This is a genomic window from Billgrantia ethanolica, assembly GCF_021404305.1.
GTDB classification, from domain to species: domain Bacteria; phylum Pseudomonadota; class Gammaproteobacteria; order Pseudomonadales; family Halomonadaceae; genus Halomonas; species Halomonas ethanolica.
In genome coordinates this window covers 537,755-555,334 of the sequence record NZ_JABFTX010000004.1, presented here as the reverse complement: position 1 = coordinate 555,334, position 17,580 = coordinate 537,755, and the positions used below count along the sequence as shown (strand labels likewise).

The following is a 17,580-nucleotide window of genomic DNA, read 5'->3' as shown; positions in this document are numbered from 1 at the left end:
CTCCCTCGATTAGAGACGTTGTCATTGATGAACCCCATCTCATGAGTAGCGCATCACGGTCGGGGACGCACTAAGGGGGATGACAGCCAGCAATCCTTGTCTTCAACGAAGTTTACTTAAATGTATACGAAAAGCGCCCCGCAGGGTCTCTCGACCTGCGGGGCGCAAGAAGGACGGTCGGCCTGCAGCGACAGCCCGCTGCAGGCGACTCGACGTCAGTGACGAATCAGATAGTCGAAGGCGCCCAGGGCGGCCTTCGAGCCCTCGCCCATGGCGATGACGATCTGCTTGTAAGGCACGGTGGTGACGTCACCGGCGGCGAAGATCCCAGGCACCGAGGTCATGCCGCGCTCGTCGATCACGATCTCGCCACGCGGTGAGAGCTCGATGGGCGAATCGGTGAGCCACTCGGTGTTAGGCACCAGGCCAATCTGGACGAAGATACCCTCCAGCTCGAGCCGCTTGATCTCGCCGCTGGCACGCTCCTCGTAGGTCAGGCCGTTGACCCGGGTACCGTCGCCATTCACCTCGGTGGTACGCGCGCCGAGGATGATCTCGACGTTAGGCAGGCTGCGCAGTTTCTTCTGCAGCACCGCGTCGGCGCGCATCTCGTCCATGAACTCGATCAGAGTCACGTGACCGACGATACCGGCCAGATCGATGGCCGCCTCGACGCCGGAGTTGCCGCCGCCGATCACTGCCACGCGCTTGCCCTTGAACAGCGGGCCGTCGCAGTGGGGGCAGTAGGCCACGCCCTTGTTGCGATACTCGGCCTCGCCTGGCACCTTCATCTCGCGCCAGCGGGCGCCGGTAGAGAGAATCAGCGTCTTGCTCTTGAGGCGCGCGCCGGATTCGAACTCCACCTCGTGCTCACCGCCCTGATCCGCAGCCGGGATCAACTTCACAGCGCGCTGCAGGTTCATGATGTCGGCTTCATACTCCGTGACGTGCTGCTCGAGGGCCGCGGCCAGCTTGGGGCCTTCGGTGTAGGGCACGGAGATGAAGTTCTCGATGGCCATGGTATCGAGCACCTGGCCGCCGAAGCGCTCGGCCGCCACGCCGGTGCGGATGCCCTTGCGTGCGGCGTAGATGGCCGCCGCGGCGCCGGCCGGGCCGCCGCCCACCACCAGCACGTCGAAGGCTTCCTTCTCGTTGAGCTTGGCCGCCTCGCGCTGGGCCGCGCCGGTGTCGACCTTGGCCAGGATCTGCTCCAGGCTCATACGCCCCTGATCGAAGGGCTCGCCGTTGAGGTAGATGCTCGGCACCGACATGATCTGGCGCTGTTCGACCTCGTCCTGGAACAGCGCGCCGTCAATGGCAACGTGGCGCACGCCCGGGTTGAAGATGGCCATCAGGTTGAGCGCCTGCACCACGTCGGGGCAGTTCTGGCACGACAGCGAGTAGTAGGTCTCGAAGTGGAACTCGCCTTCGAGCGCCTTGATCTGGGCGAGGGTGTCGTCGCTGACCTTGGGCGGATGGCCGCCCACCTGCAGCAGCGCCAGTACCAGCGAGGTGAACTCGTGGCCCATGGGAATACCGGCGAAGACCACGCCGGTCTCCTCGCCGGGACGGTTCAGGGCGAAGGAGGGCTTGCGCGCATCCGTACCGTCCAAACGCAGGGTAATCTTGTCGCTCAGGGCGACGATGTCCTTCAGCAGCCCGTGCAGCTCCTGGGATTTCGCGCCGTCATCGAGGGAAGCGACGATCTCGAACGGCTGCGTGACCTTCTGCAGGTAGGCTTTAAGCTGACTTTTCAGATTGTCGTCCAACATGACAGCGGTTTCCTTCATGTCCGGGCTGGAAAATGGCAAGACGATGCTCTCAGCGCTGACGTGGCGTCGGCGCAGGCACGGGCTTGCACGTATCGGAAAATCGCCCGGGCAGCACATGCCCGGGCGGGAACGCACGCGGGATCAAAAGCGAGTCCCGCGGGTCAGGAAAGATCGGTTAGATCTTGCCGACCAGATCCAGAGAGGGCGCGAGAGTCTGCTCGCCTTCCTTCCACTTGGCCGGGCAGACTTCGTTCGGGTTGTTGCGAACGTACTGAGCGGCCTTCAGCTTGCGCAGAGTCTCCGCGACGTCGCGGGCGATGGCGTTGTCGTGGATCTCCAGGGTCTTGATCACGCCTTCCGGGTCGATCACGAAGGTGCCGCGCAGGGCCAGACCGGCTTCTTCGATGTGCACACCGAAAGCGCGAGTCAGCTGGTGAGTCGGGTCACCGACCAGCGGGAACTTGGCCTTGCCCACCGCCGGGGAAGTCTCGTGCCACACCTTGTGCGAGAAGTGGGTGTCGGTGGTGACGATGTAGACCTCGGCACCGGCCTTCTTGAACTCCTCGTAGTGCTCGGCGGCGTCCTCGACTTCGGTCGGGCAGTTGAAGGTGAACGCGGCCGGCATGAAGATCACCACGGACCACTGGCCCTTCAGGTCCTCGTTGGAGACTTCGACGAACTCGCCGTTGTGGAAAGCGGTGGCCTTGAACGGCTGGACTTCGGTGTTGATCAGGGACATTCAGTAATGCTCCATGTCATTGGTGGGTGATCCGAATACGGGGCATATCTTATCCATCGCAACCGATAGGCGAAAATTGATTGCCGCCATGGTTCCGATAAGGGTTCTCTATGGTGTCACCGACGCGCTATTGCAAGGCTATCGCCTCGCCCTGACGATTCAGCGCCAGGAAGCTCTGGGTATTGCCCATCTGCAGCGACTGCACCATACGCTGAAGATGGTTCTCGGCTTCTTCGCTGGTGGGCGCCTCCCGGCCGCGGCCGGACAGGGCGCCGACGAACACGACGTCCCACTCGATGCCGGTGTGCTGCGACTCCGCCACCAGCGCGGCCATGTCACTGAGCTCCTCGGGCGTCTTGTCGACGCACAGTACCGGGGTCAGCGCGCCACCCTCACCCTGCTCGAAGCGCTCACGCTGTTCCTCGGTGGGATTGTCGGGCAACTCGGCGCGGGTGAAGACGAACAGCAAGCGCTGCGGCTCGGGCTGACGACGCGCCTCGTCCAGCAGATCGGCAAAACGGGAAATGGCCAAGGCTCTCCTCCAGCAGATTCAGTGCGCTTACGCGGCATGATCGTGTCCATCGCCGGGCGTCCGGCGGCTCCCGATACGATAGCGCATCGAGCACCGCTGCGTGCAAGCAATCAGGGCGACCAATCGACGCGCAGGTCACTCTCGTCGAGCAACCAGCTACCGGTGGCCGTCTCGTCGCCATCCACGATCAGGTAGCCATGCGCCAGCTGGTGGCGCAGGCTGCCCAGCAGGCGCATGAGGGTCTCCCGGTCGTCAGCGCTGATTGCCGTCACGGCGGTGCCGGGCAGGGTCCAGGCCCGCGCCTGGCCACGTTGCCCCATGCTCCGAGCAACCTCAGCGAACCCCTGATCTTCGAGCCAGTCAGCCACTTGCCCGGTCGCGCCCGCCACCAAAAGCGGCGGCGCATCCTCCGCCAGCGATGGCGTCTCGCTGGCCGCAGGCAGCGGGGTACCCAAGGCTTGCCTGACCGGCTCGGCCAGCGCAGCCTCCAGCGCCAGCAGCCGACTGGCGGGATCGAGCGTCACCCGGCGCAGGATCGGCGGGCCGTCCACCCGGCGCAGCAGGTCGAACTCGGGGTCGACGAGAAGCGCGAGCGGCTCCTTCTCCAGTCGCAGCGAGAAGTCGGCTCGCGCCTCTTCGAGCGCCACTCGGTGCCGCTCCACCCCGGCGGCAGTCTCGACCGTGAGCGGCACCTGGAGCGGCCAGGGTGCACCCGCCCCGCTCTGCTCGAGCACCCCCGCTATCGTCCAGCCATCCGATGTCTCGCGGCGGATGGTCTCGACGGCCAGCGCCGGACGTCCCGGCCGCTGCACCCAGGCCTCGACGGACGCCTGCAGCGGCTCGCCGGCGGCCTCGCTCAGCGCCGCCGCGAGGTCGTCCCAGCCGGCCCGGCGATGCATATGGCGCTCGGCGAAGCGGCGCAGCCCCTCGTCGAAGGCCTCGTCGCCGATACGCTGGCGCAGCATGTGCAGCAGCATGGCGCCGTGCTGGTAGCCCAGCAGCCGCATGGCCGGGTCGCGCTGGCCGCGAAAGTCGGCCAGCCGGCGGTCGAAGTCGTCCGGCAGCGCCGCCAGATCGAGCAGCCAGCGCCTTCGGGTCTCCCTCGCCTCGCCGCGGGCTTCGTCGAGGGCATAGTCGGCCAGGTAGGTGGTCAGCGCCTCGGACCAGTTGCCGCCAATCCCGTCTCGATCGGAATAGTCGACCAGCACCCCGGCGCCCCACCAGGCGTGCATCAGCTCGTGGGCCAGCGAAGTGCGGGGGATGAACGGCAGCGGGATGACCCGCTCGCCGAGCAGGGTGAAGCCGGGGTAGGCCAACCCCACCGGGGCCGGCGCGGAGGCGATGGTGAAACTGGCGTAGGGATAGGGGCCAACCCGGCCGACGAAGCGCTGCAGGTAGTCGGCGGCGTGGTCCAGGTAGGTCTCGGCGTGGGCTTCGTCCAGCGCCTCGGGGAACAGCGTGCGCAGGCGCACGCCGTCGACCTTGCGGCTGCGCTCCTGCCAGGGGCCGGCGGCCAGCTCCACCACCGTCGTACGCGGGTGAGCGTGGTGCACGCGATAGCCCGACTCGTCGGCCCGAGGCTCACCCTGCAGCGAGCCGGTGGCCACCGCCCGCTGCCCCGGCGGCAGCGTGACTTGCAGCGTCAGTGCGAACGGGCCCAAGTCATCGAAGCGCGGATACCAGCCGCCGTGGGCCGGCAACAGACTGCCGTGAGGCGAGACCATCAGCCCCTCGCCGTCCTCCAGCCGCCCCTGCCAGCGCAGCGTCAGCGACTCGATGCCCGACGGCCAGGCGAGCCGATGGCGGCCGTCGTCGTCAGCCTCGGCCGTGATGGCGTCGCCATCGGCCTGCGCGGCGACGAGCTCGAGGCCGGGCAGCAAGGTGAAGCCGTTCGACGCAGGCGGCGGCACGAGGGTCATCTCCCCCTCCAGGCTGCCGCTGCCGGGGTCGAGGGCGATATCGAGGCTGACCTGGGGCAGCGCTTCGGCCCGCGCCGCGACGATGCCGAAAAGCAGGACGAGCGCTATCAGCCCGGGCAGGAGCGAGCGCAGCGCGTTCGGCATCGCCCGGCTCATCTTGTGCCGTTGCCGCTGTCACGCGGCGGGAAACGCGCCAGGATCTCGCGCCGCTCACCGTTGCGCTCCACCTCCAGCGGCAGCAGGGTGCCGGGTGGCTGACGCTGCACCCGTTGGGTCAGGTCGGCAGGCCTCGTCAGCGTCTCACCGGCGGCGCGCAGAATGATATCCCCCTCCTCCAGGCCTGCGCTCTCGGCCACTGAGCCACGCTGAATGCCGCGCACCTCGATCCCGGCCTCGTGGGGCACGATATAGACCCCAAGCTGCATTGGCGGCTGGGCCTGCGCCGGAGTCTCGGCCAAGGTGAACACGGCATGCGCCAGCCCCGCCGGTGGCGGTTCGCACTCCTCCACCACCGCCCAGGGCAGCAGGGTAGCGTGGGACTCGACGCCAAGGTCGTCCAACTGGTGGGGGACGCCATGCTCGTACTGCAGGTGCCCCTGACCGATTAGGCCCACCGCCAGGGCGCCCTCGGCGGTGGCTTCGACCAGCCCCGCAGCCATGGCACGATCCCACACCAGTTGGGCGGCGACGAAACGCTCCAGGCCGGCGTCGTCATCGCCGCTGGGGTGCTGGGCATACACTTCAGAGAGGCGCTCGCGATACGCCGGCAAGGCCTCGGCCGGGGCGGAAATGCCGAAGCGCTCGCTTTCCGGCACCCCATCCCAGCCCTCACCGGCCAGGCGGCCGCGCAGTTCGGGGGTGACGTTGATTGCCTTGAGCGGCACCTTGTTCAGGCGGGCGAAGTGCAGAATCGGCAGGTAGAGCGCCGGATCGAAGCCCCAGGCAGTGCGCCAGTTGCTGGCGGAGAGGAACTCGGCCTCGTCGAGCTCCCCCGCCACCCAGGCGTCCAGCGCCGGCTGGGCCTCACGGGGCAGCATCTCCAGACCGATCACCAAGTCCGGACGCAGGGCATGCAACCCGGCCAGGGTGTGCAGCTGCCAGCGGTGGTGATCCATGCGGTCATGCTGTTCACCGAGCAGCACCACGTCGCGCTCGGCAAGCTCAGCGAACAGCGCCGTCGAATCGAGCCGCTCGCCGCCGGGCTGCAGCCACTTGCCCGGCGTCGGGCAGCCGTCGGCCTGTACGGTCATGGGCAGCGACAGGCAGGCCAGCAGGCCCAGCACACGACCCGGCACGCAGGGCAGAGCGAATGAACGTCGCATCGGTCTTTTTCTCCCTCTGAGGGCGTCCCCCATGATGGCGCATTCGCCGGCCTCAGGCAGCCTCTTCTCGCGACGGCTCCGTGGCCTCCTCGAAGTGAAACTCCAGCTGGGTCGGCTCCAGGCGCGGGTCGAGCTCGGTGAAGTGCGGCGTCTCCAGGGTCGGCACCGCCACGAAGGGCTCCTGCTCGACTTCCTCGATCGGCTCACCGGGACGACGGCGCAGGCGCAGCGTGACGAAAAGCGCCAGTGCCAGCGAGGCGCCGCCGAGGAACATCCACAGCCCGTCCGGGCCGATCGCCTGCATCACCAGCGAGGCCGAGAACGGACCGATGATCGAGCCGATGCCATACCAGATCATCAGCTTGGCATTGGCGGCGACGATCTCGCCGGGCTCCAGCCAGTCGTTGGTGTGCGCCAGGCTCAGGGCGTAGAGGGTATGCAGCATGGCGGTGTGGAAGCAGGCCACCAGCACCAGCAGCCAGAAGTCGATGCGCACCAGCATCGACACCAGCGCCCCCGAGATCGTCATCACCACGGCCATGCCGAGGATCACCTTGCGCCGGTCGATATAGTCGGAAAGCCGCCCGAGCCCCCACTGGGCGAACAGCGCCACCATGGTGGTGATCGCCATGAAACGCGCCGTCTCGCCGGTGGTCAGGCCGATCTCCTGACCGTAGAAGGGCGTCATGGCGAAAAAGGACTGCACCATCAGTCCGGCGGTGAAGGCCCCCACCAGCCCCACCGGCGCACGCTTGAACAGCGTCTTGAGCGGGATCTTCTGCGGCTGGATGTCGTGGGTCTGACGCGGCCCATGAATGCGCACGATCGACAGAGGTACCAGCGCCAGGGCGAACAGCATGCCGACCAGGGAGAACAACGCCGGGCCGGCCGGATCGGCCAGGTTGAGCATCCACTGCCCGCCGGCCAGCGACAGGGTCGAGATGATCATGTAGATCGCCAGCACCCGGCCGCGATTGTCGTTGGTCGACTCCCCCGAGACCCACGACTCCATCACCATCAGCATACCGGCCGTGGCCACCCCACCGAGCAGGCGCCAGACCAGCCAGGCCCAGGCATCGACCCACAGGCCATGGAGCATGGCGGTCACCGCCAGAATGCCGGCGCAGGCAGCGAACACGCGGATATGCCCCACGCTGCGGATACGCTTCTCCAGCAGATAGCTGCCCAGCACGAAACCGAGCGAGAAGCTCGACATCAGCAGACCCGCCATGTGCGAGGGGAAACCCTCGATGGACATGCGCACGCCGAGCAGGGTCATGATCAGACCATGCCCGAGCAGGAAGCTGATTTCGCAGACGAACAGGATCGGGAGGGTGGCCGGCAGACTGCGCAAGATGTCACTCCATTGACGACACATACATGTAAAGGAACGTGAGCCCCGGCATCCCATCGGGGCGGCCTGGCTCCAGTGTAGAAAGGCAAGGCGCGAGATTGCCACCCATCGAGCCAAGGCGCCTCGCTGTCGGCCTCATTCGTCAGGGTCTACGCTGGGGGTGAGAGAGCGGCAGGCAAGGAGGCAAGCATGACAGCCAAGACGTTCGTCCCTCTGCTGGGGGCAACCATGCTCTGGTCGGCCACGGCGCTGGCCACCGACCCGGCCACACCGGACGAGAGCGCCGCCGGCATGGACCCGGCGGAGATCACCGAAGCGCCGGACGTCACCACCGGGCGAGCCGGCACCACCAGCGGTATTACCGGTGCCGACATGGAAGAGGAGGATCAGGGCAGCGGCAGCGGCGAGACCCAGGGCGACGAGCTGTTCCAGACCCCACCCGCCGCATCCGACGCCGGCCCGGCCTACGAGACACAGTCGCCCGAGCGCGAAGAGGACGGCGAAGAGGACGACAACGACGACGTCATGCCCGACGAACCGCTGGGTGCCGACGACACCGGCCGCCGCGAGGATGGCGAGCCCCAGGCCAGCGGCGACCAGTCGCCCTGATGACCCGGCGACAACCAACTGCGGCAGCCGTTCGTTACCAACGGAAACCAACGGCGAACCGCGAACCTGTCAGGAGTCGCTACGCTTAATACAGACCGCTAGCAAAGATGCACAACGACACAATGGGTACGGGAACCAGGCAGGAGGCCTCATGACCCTCAGGGTTTCGCGCAGACAGTTCTTCAAGCTCGGTGCGGCGGGGATGGCCACATCCAGCATGGCGATGATGGGCTTCGCCCCGGACCCCGCCATCGCCTCGATCCGCCACTTCAAGCTCACCGGCGCCAAGATCACCCGCAGCAACTGCACCTACTGCTCGGTGGGCTGCGGCGTGCTGATCTACGCGCGCGGCGACGCCGCGATCAACAACATCGATGACATCTACCACGTCGAGGGCGACCCGGATCACCCGGTGAGTCGCGGCTCGCTGTGCCCCAAGGGCGCGGGGCTGCTCGACTACATCCGCAGCGAATCGCGACTGCGCTACCCTCAGGTACGCGAGGCCGGCAGCAGCGAGTGGAAGCGGATCAGCTGGGACGAGGCCTTCACCCGCATCGCCCGACACATGAAGGACGACCGCGACGCCAACTTCATCACCGAGAACGAGGAAGGTCAGACCGTCAATCGCTGGACCACAACGGGCATGCTGGCGGCCTCGGCCTCGACCAACGAGACCGCCTACTGCACCCACAGAATCGCCCGCAGCCTGGGCATGGTGGTGTTCGACAATCAGGCGCGCGTCTGACACGGACCGACGGTGGCAGGTCTTGCCCCAGCATTCGGTCGCGGTGCCATGACCAACCACTGGGTCGACATTCGCAATGCCGACCTGATCATCGGCATGGGGGGCAACCCTGCCGAAGCGCACCCCGTGGGCTTCCGCTGGGTGATGGAGGCGCGCGAGCACAACGACGCCCGGCTGGTGGTGGTCGACCCGCGCTTCACCCGCACCGCCGCGGTAGCGGACTACTTCGCCGAGATTCGCACCGGCACCGACATCGCCTTCCTCGGCGGGCTGATCCACTACCTGATCGAGAGCGGTCGCTTCCAGCGTGACTACGTGCTCGCCTACACCGATGCCAGCCTGCTGGTGGCCGACGAGTTCGGCTTCGAGGACGGCCTGTTCAACGGCTACGACGCCGACAACGGCGAATACGAGATGGAGGGCTGGCAGTACCAGTACGACGAGGACGGTCACGCCCTGCGCGACGAGACGCTGCAGCATCCACGCTGCGTGTTCCAACTGATGCGCCAGCATTACAGCCGCTACACCCTCGACGTGGTCTCGTCGGTGTGCGGCACGCCGCGCGAGAAGATCCAGCACGTGTGGGACATGGCCGCCGAGACGGCGGCCCCCGACAAGACCATGACCTTCCTCTATGCGCTGGGCTGGACGCAGCACTCCATCGGCTCGCAGATCATCCGTACCGCGGCCATCGTCCAGCTGCTGCTGGGCAACATGGGCATGCGCGGCGGTGGGGTCAACGCCCTGCGCGGCCACTCCAACATCCAGGGCCTGACCGACCTGGGGCTGCTCTCCGACCAGTTGCCCGGCTACCTGACCCTGCCCGACGACGACGAGCAGGACTACGAGGACTTCATCCTCGAGCGCGCCCGCCCGCCGCTGGTGCCCGAGGAGATCTCCTACTGGCGCTACTACGAGCGCTTCCACGTCAGCCTGATGAAGGCGTGGTACGGCGACGCCGCCACCGAAGCCAACAACTGGTGCTACGACTGGCTGCCGAAGATGGGCGAGGACCTCTACGACATCCTGCACACCTTCGAGCGCATGCATCAGGGCGAGATCAACGGCTACCTGTGCCAGGGCTTCAACCCGCTGGCGGCCTTCCCGCACAAGGCCAAGGTCACCGAGGCGCTGTCGCGGCTGAAGTTCCTGGTGGTGATCGACCCGCTGAGGACCGAAACGGCGGAATTCTGGATGAACCACGGCGAGTATCACGACGTCGATCCTGCCGCCATCGACACCGAGGTGTTCCGCTTGCCCACCACCAGCTTCGCCGAGGAGGACGGTACCATCGTCAACAGCTCGCGCTGGCTGCAGTGGTTCTGGCAGGCGGCGCCGCCGCCGGGTGAAGCCAAGCCCGACACGGCGATCCTGGCCGGCATCTTCCTGCGCATGCAGCGGCTCTACCAGGAGGAGGGCGGCGCCTTCCCCGACCCCATCCTCAACCTGCACTGGCCCTACCGTCGGCCGGAGGAGCCGAGCCCCGAGGAGCTGGCCCGGGAGTACAACGGCTGGGCGCTGGAGGATGTCTTCGACGAGGACCGCAACCTGGTGGTACGCGCCGGCGAGCAGATCGAGGACTTCGGCTTCCTGCGCGCCGACGGCTCCACCGCCTGCGGCTGCTGGATCTTCGCCGGCTGCTGGACCGAGGGCGGCAACCAGATGGCGCGCCGCGACAACTCCGACCCCTACGGCAGCGGCCAGACCCTGGGCTGGGCGTGGTCGTGGCCGGCCAATCGCCGCATCCTCTACAACCGCGCCAGCGCCCGCCCCGACGGCACGCCCTGGGCGGCCAACAAGGCCGTGGTGTGGTGGGACGGCGAGCGTTGGGTCGGCAACGACGTGCCCGACTTCCCCGAGGACTCGCCGCCCGAGGCGACTCAGGGCCCGTTCATCATGAACCAGACCGGACGCGGCCAGCTGTTCGCTCGCGACCGCATGAAGGAGGGTCCCTTCCCCGAGCACTACGAACCCTTCGAGACGCCCATCGCCAGCAATCCGCTGCATCCGGACAACCCCCTGGCCAAGCACAACCCGGGGGCGCGCATCTTCCCGCAGGATCGCGAAAACCTCGGCACCTTCGAGGAGTTTCCCCACGCCGCGACCAGCTATCGCCTGACCGAACACTTCCACTACTGGACAATGCACAACCGGCTCAACGCCATCGCCCAGCCGGAGAAGTTCGTCGAGATCGGCGAAAGCCTGGCCCAGGAGCTGGGCATCGCCAAGGGCGACCGGGTGCGGGTCAGCTCCAAGCGCGGCCACATCGACGCGGTGGCGGTGGTGACCAAGCGCATTCGCCCGCTGCAGGTGGCCGGCAAGACGGTGCATCAGGTGGGCATTCCGCTGCACTGGGGCTTCCTCGGCGAAACCAAGAAGGCCCATCTGACCAACACGCTCACGCCCTCGGTGGGCGACGCCAATACCCAGACACCCGAGTACAAGTCGTTCCTGGTGCGCGTCGACAAGCTGTAGGCACAGGGCAAGGAGGCCAAAGATGAGAGGCGAACAGGTCAATCTGCAGAACATCATCGCCCGCTCGGCGACCACGGTACCCTCGCCCCAGGAGCGAACGGGCGGCATCGACCCGGTGACCAAGCTGATCGACGTGTCGCGCTGCATCGGCTGCAAGGCGTGCCAGGTCGCCTGCGCCGAGTGGAACGACCTGCGCGACGAGGTCGGCAACAACGTCGGCGAATACGACAACCCGCTCGACCTCACCCCCAACACCTGGCAGGTAATGCGCTTCGACGAGTACGAGAACGAGCAGGGCAACCTGGAGTGGCTGATCCGCAAGGACAACTGCATGCACTGCGCCGACCCCGGCTGCCTCGAGGCGTGCCCGGCCCCCGGCGCCATCGTGCAGTACGCCAACGGCATCGTCGACTTCAACTCCGAGCACTGCATCGGCTGCGGCTACTGCGTCACCGGCTGTCCCTTCGACGTGCCGCGCATCTCGGAGGTGGACGGCAAGTCCTACAAGTGCACGCTGTGTTCCGACCGGGTGTTCCACGGCCTGGAGCCGGCCTGCGTCAAATCGTGCCCCACCGGTTCGATCATGTTCGGCACCCGCGACGACATGCTCGACCTGGCCGAGACCCGCACCAACTTTCTCAAGCGCCGCGGCTTCGACAACGCGGGGGTCTACAACCCCGAGGGCGTCGACGGCACCCACGTGATCTACGTTCTGCAGCACGCCGACAAGCCGGGGATCTACAGCGCCCTGCCGGAGAACCCCAGCATCAGCCCGATGGTCAGCGCCTGGAAGGGGGTGACCAAACCGCTGGCCTCGGCGGCCATCGGCCTTGCCGCCCTGACCGGCTTTCTCCACTACGCCACCGCCGGGCCCAAGGAGCACGGCGAGGATGACGAACAGGCGGTGCGCGACGACGAGGCCCGCCAACGAGAGCGGGAGGCCAGAGAAGAGCGAGATGAGCGGGAGGGTCGACCATGAGCCTGGCCAAGACGGACCCACAGCTGCTGCGCTACGGCGTCTGGACACGCCTGCTGCACTGGCTCGTCGCCATCAGCTTCGTGCTGCTGGTGCTCAGCGGGCTGCCCTTCTTCCACCCCTTCTTCTGGTCGCTGACGGGGCTGTTCGGCGGCCCCACCATGACCCGCATCCTGCACCCCTGGATCGGCCTGTTCCTGTCGCTGCTGTTCGTGCTGATGGCGATCCGCTTCTTCAAGGAGAGCCTGTTCAAGCGTCACGACGTACAGTGGCTCAAGCAGATCGACGACGTGCTGACCAACCGTGACGAGAAGCTGCCGCCGGTGGGCAAGAACAACGCCGGCCAGAAGCTGGTGTTCTGGGTCATGCTGCTGTGCATACCGCTGCTGCTGATCACCGGCGTGCTGATGTGGCAACCGCTGGTCGGCGAAGAGGTGCCGATCACCCTGCGCCGGCTGGCCTCGGTGAGCCACGCCTACCTCGCCTTCCTCGCCATCATCACCCTGATCATCCACATCTACTCCGGCATCTGGGTCAAGGGCTCGTTCCAGGCCATGGTTCGCGGCCGGGTGAGCAAGGCCTGGGCTCGCCACCATCACGACCTGTGGTACGAGGAGGAGATGGAGAAGGAGCGCAAGCACCGCGAGATCAGCCGCCGCCACGCAAGCCGCAGAGGGGAATCGCCGTGAATCACTCCTATGGCAATGCCCCCATGGGGATCATGCAGCCGCCCGAGGTCCGCCTGCCCACCGACGACCACTTCGCCCGGCGCGCGCGGCGTCTGCAGGCGCTGGCCGAGCGCAACCCACCGCTGGGGGAGTTTCTCGGCTTCATGGCCCAACTGGCCACCGCCCAGCAGGTGGCGCTGGAGCGCGCCACGGGCTGGCAGCCTGAGCCCGAGGCATTTCGTCTGGCACTCGAGCACGGCATGCCGCCCCTGAATGCCCAGGCGCTGCAGGACGACATCGACATCCCGGGCGAACTGGCGGCCCTGCTCGGTGCGCTGGAGCTGCACGTGGGCGCAGCACAGCGCCCCCTCATCGCCGCCCTGCGCGAACTGCCCGACGCCACGCTGAAGCAGCTGGTGGCCCAGCTGCTTGCCGGTGAGGCCGGTGACGAGCAGCACCGTGGCCTGATGCCGCTGATCGCCGCGGCCCTGCAGGTAGCCTGGCAGCGGCTGGTGCAGGCGCTGCCGCACGTGCCGGCCCGCCCCAGCGGCGAGATACGCACCCTGTGCCCCTGCTGCGGTTCGCCGCCGGTGGCCAGCGTGATCGAGAGCGAGGCCAGCTGCAGCGGCGTGCGCTACCTGCAGTGCGGCCTGTGCGCGACCCAGTGGTACTTCGAGCGCTCCCTGTGCAGCGTGTGCGAGCAGAGCGGCAAGCTCGGCTACCTGAGCCTGGCGCCGCAAGCGAGCGCAGAGGAAGACGAGGCGACTGCCGAGGTGGCCCAGGCCGAGGCCTGCGGCGACTGCGGCAGCTATCTCAAGATATTCCCCCGCACGCTGGACGCCAAGGCCGAGCCGCTGGCCGACGACCTGGGCAGCCTGGCGCTGGACCTGCTGCTGGGCGAGGAGGGGCGCTACCGGCGCAGCGGCTATAACCCGCTGCTGATCGCCGAAGGCTGAGCCGGCGGTTGGACGCCGCGCGGTCGGACATGCTATGCCATAGGGAGCCACAGTGCGCTTAGGCGCCTGGCAACGCCATCCTCGCACCGGGGGATGATCGCTCCGACATGGACATGAGCACGACAATGGACGTTCGACGCAGCCTGCCCGCAGTGGATACCCTGCTGGCCCACCCCGCCGTAGCCGCGGCCCGTGCCCGCCATGGTCACCGCCTCGTGCGGCGTGCGGTGCGCCAGACCCTGGACGAGGCCCGTGAGCAGCTCACCGGTGACCGGAAGGCCGGCGAGATTGCCGACGGCGACGTCCTGGCCGCCACCGCCCTCGCGCGGCTCACCGAGCTGGCCCGCCCGGCTTCCCGCGCGGTGTTCAACCTCACCGGCACCGTGATCCACACCAACCTGGGCCGCTCCACCCTCGCCGAGGCCGCCATCGCCGCCATGACCGATGCCGCGCGCCACCCCACGGCGCTGGAGTACGACCTGGAGGATGGCGAGCGCGGCGACCGCGACCGCCTGGTCGAGGACCTGCTGTGCGAGCTGACCGGCGCCGAGGCCGCCACCGTGGTCAACAACAACGCCGGTGCCGTGCTGCTGGCGCTGGGCGCCCTGGGGGCCGGACGCGAGGCGCTGATCTCCCGCGGCGAGCTGATCGAGATCGGCGGCGCCTTCCGCATGCCCGACATCATGCAGGCGGCCGGCTGCCGGCTGCGCGAGGTGGGCGCCACCAACCGCACCCACCCCCGGGACTTCACGTCCGCCATCGGCGAGCACACCGGGCTGATCGTCAAGGCCCACACCTCCAACTACGCCATCACCGGCTTCACCAAGAGCGTGCCGGAGTCCACGCTGGCCGAGATCGCCCACGCTCACGGCGTCCCCCTGCTGATCGACCTGGGCAGCGGCGCGCTGGCCGACTTCTCCGCCCTGGGGCTGCCCTACGAGGCGCAGCCGAATGACGCCATCGCCGCCGGCGCCGACGTGGTCACCTTCAGCGGCGACAAGCTGCTCGGCGGCCCCCAGGCGGGCATCATCGTTGGCCGCCGGGCAGCCATCGCCACCATCAAGCGCCACCCGCTCAAGCGCGCCCTGCGCCTGGACAAGCTCACCCTGGCGGCGCTGGAGGCCACCCTGCGCCTCTACCGCGACAGCGACGCCCTCGAGCGCGACATCCCCACCCTGGCGCTGCTGACCCGCGCCGAGGCGGAGATCGCCGCCACCGGCGAGCGCCTGCTGCCCCATGCGAGCGACCTGCTCAGCGACTTCGAGGTGACGCTCGCCCCCTGCGCCAGCCAGCTGGGCAGCGGCTCGCTGCCGGTGGACCGGCTGCCCAGCCGGGCCCTGACGTGGCGCCCCCGCGCCGACCAGCGACGCCAGCGCGAGCGGCAGCTGCAGCGCCTGGAAACCGCCCTGCGCCGGCTGCCGCGCCCGGTCATCGGGCGCCTCAACGACGGCGCCCTGCTGCTCGACCTGCGCTGCCTGGCCGGCGAGGCGGAAATCGCCGCCTTCCTCGGTCAGCTGGAGCAGCTGCCCCGCCTCTATGGCGCGGCCCCGCCGGGAGGCCAAGCGTGATCGTCGGCACCGCCGGCCACGTCGACCACGGCAAGACCGCCCTGATCCGGCAGCTCACCGGTATCGATACCGACCGGCTGAAGGAAGAGAAGGCCCGCGGCCTGACCATCGAGCCCGGCTTCGCCTATCCCGAGATGGCCGAGGGCGTCGAGCTCGGCTTCGTCGACGTGCCCGGTCACGTGCGCTTCCTGCATCACATGGTGGCAGGCAGCGCCGGGGTCGATACGGTGCTGCTGGTGGTGGCTGCCGACGACGGCGTGATGCCGCAGACCGTCGAACACCTGCAGATCCTCTCGCTGCTGGGACTCGACCGCGGCCTGGTGGCACTGACCAAGGTCGACCGGGTCGATACCGCGCGCCGCCGCCAGGTACGCGAGGAGATCGCCGCCCTGCTGGCCGACACGCCGCTGGCCGAGGCATCGCTCCACGAGGTGTCGAGCACAAGCGGCGAAGGGGTGGATGCCCTGCGCGAACGGCTATGGGCGATGGCCGCAATGCAGCGCGACACCGCCGTGCGCGGCCATTTCCGCTTCGTCGTCGACCGGGTCTTCACCAAGCGCGGCGCCGGCGTGGTGGTGACCGGTACCGCACTGGCCGGCCAAGTGAACGAGGGCGACACGCTACGCCTGGCCCTCGGCGGCCATAAGGCCAGGGTGCGCGGCCTGCGCCGTCAGCACCGCGAGAGCGACCGGGCGCACCAGGGCGACCGCGTGGCGCTCAACCTGGCCGGCGCCGACATCGACCGCGATCTCATTCGACGCGGCGACTGGCTGGTTGCCGAGGCGCTCGACGCGCCGCCACTGCGACGCCTGGACGTGGCGCTACGACTGCTCGACTCGGCCCCCGGCGTGAAGCACTGGACACCGGTGCAGGTGCACCTGGGCGTGGGCCGCTATAGCGGACGTATCTCTTTGCTGGAAGGCCAGCACCTCGCCCCCGGCGAGAGCATGCTGGGCCAACTGGTGCTGGAGGAACCGGTACACGCCTGCCTGGGCGACCGCTGCGTGATTCGCGATCCTGCCGCAGGCATCACCCTGGGCGGGGCCACGGTGCTGGAGGGCGACCCGCCGCGCCGCGGCCAGCGCCGTCCCGAACGGCTGGCCTGGCTCGCCGCCCTGGCCCGCTGCGCCGACAGCACGCCGCTCGACCTGGCACCGGCGCTGGAAGCCGGGCTACGCCTGCAGCCTGCCGGCGTCGACCTCGACACCCTGGCGCGCAACGCCAACCTCGAGCCGGCGGCGCTGGGCGACGCGGTGGCGGCGCTGGGCGGCGTTACGCTTGCGAGTCGAGGGCAGCTCCGCGCCCTCTCGGCCGAGGCCATCGCGGCCCTGGAGGCACGGCTGCTCGACAGCGTGGCTGCCAACCACGAGCGCGAGCCCTCGATGCTGGGCACCGAGCGCGGCCGGCTGACGCGCCAGGCCGCGCCGCAGCTGCCCGAGGCGACGGGCCGGCAGCTGATCGAGCGGCTGGTAGCCACCGGCAAGCTGGTCGCCCACGGCCCCTTCGTCGCCCAGCCCGGCCACCACGCCAGCCTGAGCGAGGCGGACGAGGCGCTGTGGCAGCGACTCGAACCGCACATCGCCGAGGCAGGCTTCCAGCCGCCGCGAGTGCGCGATCTGGCCGCCTGCGAAGACCTGGCAGAAGAGAGCCTCGATGAAGCCCGCATCCGCGAGGTGCTCATCGCCTGCGCCCGCCTCGGCCGGCTCTACCAGGTACGCCGCGACCACTTCTACCCGGCCGACACGGTGGCCGAGATGGCCACCATCGTGCAGGCGCTGGAGCGCGAGCACGGCAGGATCCGCGCAGCCGCCTTTCGCGACCGCATCGGCACCGGCCGCAAGCTGGCCATACACATGCTCGAATTCTTTGATAAGGTAGGCTACACGCGCCGAATCGGAGACGAGCGCGTGATACGCAACGTCGAGATGTGGCGTTAACGACTCAA

Annotated in this window: 14 protein-coding genes; 8 read left to right on the top strand and 6 right to left on the bottom strand. The window is 68.2% G+C overall.

All coding sequences use genetic code 11. The annotated features are described in order from the left end of the window. Positions 1-215: 215 nt before the first annotated feature. The 6 genes from ahpF to HOP53_RS19100 all read right to left on the bottom strand — a co-directional run bounded on the left by ahpF (position 216) and on the right by HOP53_RS19100 (position 7,638). The gene (gene ahpF, locus HOP53_RS19125) at positions 216-1,772 is read right to left on the bottom strand and encodes an alkyl hydroperoxide reductase subunit F (protein WP_234271470.1); all 1,557 of its coding nucleotides are present in this window, start codon (positions 1,770-1,772) and stop codon (positions 216-218) included. A gap of 175 nt (positions 1,773-1,947) precedes the next feature. Next, entirely contained in the window at positions 1,948-2,511 is a 564-nt protein-coding gene (gene ahpC, locus HOP53_RS19120; RefSeq protein WP_010625824.1) for an alkyl hydroperoxide reductase subunit C, read from the bottom strand. Between the two features lie 127 nt (positions 2,512-2,638). Next, complete coding sequence (locus HOP53_RS19115) at positions 2,639-3,043, bottom strand: ribonucleotide reductase subunit alpha (RefSeq protein WP_234271469.1); 405 nt, start codon at positions 3,041-3,043, stop codon at positions 2,639-2,641. 110 nt (positions 3,044-3,153) lie between these two features. After that, complete coding sequence (locus HOP53_RS19110; RefSeq protein WP_234271468.1) at positions 3,154-5,106, bottom strand: M1 family metallopeptidase; 1,953 nt, start codon at positions 5,104-5,106, stop codon at positions 3,154-3,156. A gap of 8 nt (positions 5,107-5,114) precedes the next feature. Then, positions 5,115-6,284: a ChaN family lipoprotein gene (locus HOP53_RS19105; protein WP_234271467.1), complete on the bottom strand. Its 1,170-nt coding sequence runs from the start codon at positions 6,282-6,284 to the stop codon at positions 5,115-5,117. A gap of 52 nt (positions 6,285-6,336) precedes the next feature. Next, positions 6,337-7,638: an MFS transporter gene (locus HOP53_RS19100; RefSeq protein WP_234271466.1), complete on the bottom strand. Its 1,302-nt coding sequence runs from the start codon at positions 7,636-7,638 to the stop codon at positions 6,337-6,339. A gap of 189 nt (positions 7,639-7,827) precedes the next feature. Here HOP53_RS19100 and HOP53_RS19095 point away from each other — a divergent pair, with 189 nt between their 5' ends. The 8 genes from HOP53_RS19095 (at position 7,828) to selB (ending at position 17,572) form a co-directional block, all read left to right on the top strand. Then, on the top strand, positions 7,828-8,247 hold the full coding sequence (locus tag HOP53_RS19095; protein ID WP_234271465.1) for a hypothetical protein: 420 nt from the start codon (positions 7,828-7,830) through the stop codon (positions 8,245-8,247). Between the two features lie 151 nt (positions 8,248-8,398). Further along, positions 8,399-8,992 (top strand): molybdopterin-dependent oxidoreductase, encoded by a 594-nt coding sequence (locus HOP53_RS21775; RefSeq protein WP_234271464.1) that lies wholly within the window; start codon positions 8,399-8,401, stop codon positions 8,990-8,992. Positions 8,993-9,004: 12 nt separating this feature from the next. Then, positions 9,005-11,467 carry a formate dehydrogenase-N subunit alpha gene (gene fdnG / locus HOP53_RS19085; protein WP_234271463.1) on the top strand — a complete coding sequence of 821 codons (2,463 nt, stop codon included), beginning with the start codon at positions 9,005-9,007 and terminating at the stop codon, positions 11,465-11,467. Positions 11,468-11,489: 22 nt separating this feature from the next. Next, entirely contained in the window at positions 11,490-12,446 is a 957-nt protein-coding gene (gene fdxH / locus HOP53_RS19080; protein WP_234271462.1) for a formate dehydrogenase subunit beta, read from the top strand. Beyond that, entirely contained in the window at positions 12,443-13,132 is a 690-nt protein-coding gene (locus HOP53_RS19075; RefSeq protein WP_234271461.1) for a formate dehydrogenase subunit gamma, read from the top strand. Before fdxH ends, HOP53_RS19075 begins: the two co-directional genes overlap by 4 nt. After that, positions 13,129-14,067 carry a formate dehydrogenase accessory protein FdhE gene (fdhE, locus tag HOP53_RS19070; protein WP_234271460.1) on the top strand — a complete coding sequence of 313 codons (939 nt, stop codon included), beginning with the start codon at positions 13,129-13,131 and terminating at the stop codon, positions 14,065-14,067. The genes HOP53_RS19075 and fdhE overlap by 4 nt, the downstream gene beginning before the upstream one ends. 125 nt (positions 14,068-14,192) lie before the next feature. After that, positions 14,193-15,635, top strand: a complete 1,443-nt coding sequence (selA, locus tag HOP53_RS19065) for an L-seryl-tRNA(Sec) selenium transferase (protein ID WP_234271459.1) — start codon at positions 14,193-14,195, stop codon at positions 15,633-15,635. Beyond that, a complete protein-coding gene (selB, locus tag HOP53_RS19060; protein WP_234271458.1) occupies positions 15,632-17,572 on the top strand; it encodes a selenocysteine-specific translation elongation factor in 1,941 nt (646 codons plus the stop codon). Before selA ends, selB begins: the two co-directional genes overlap by 4 nt. The last annotated feature ends 8 nt before the right edge of the window (positions 17,573-17,580 follow it).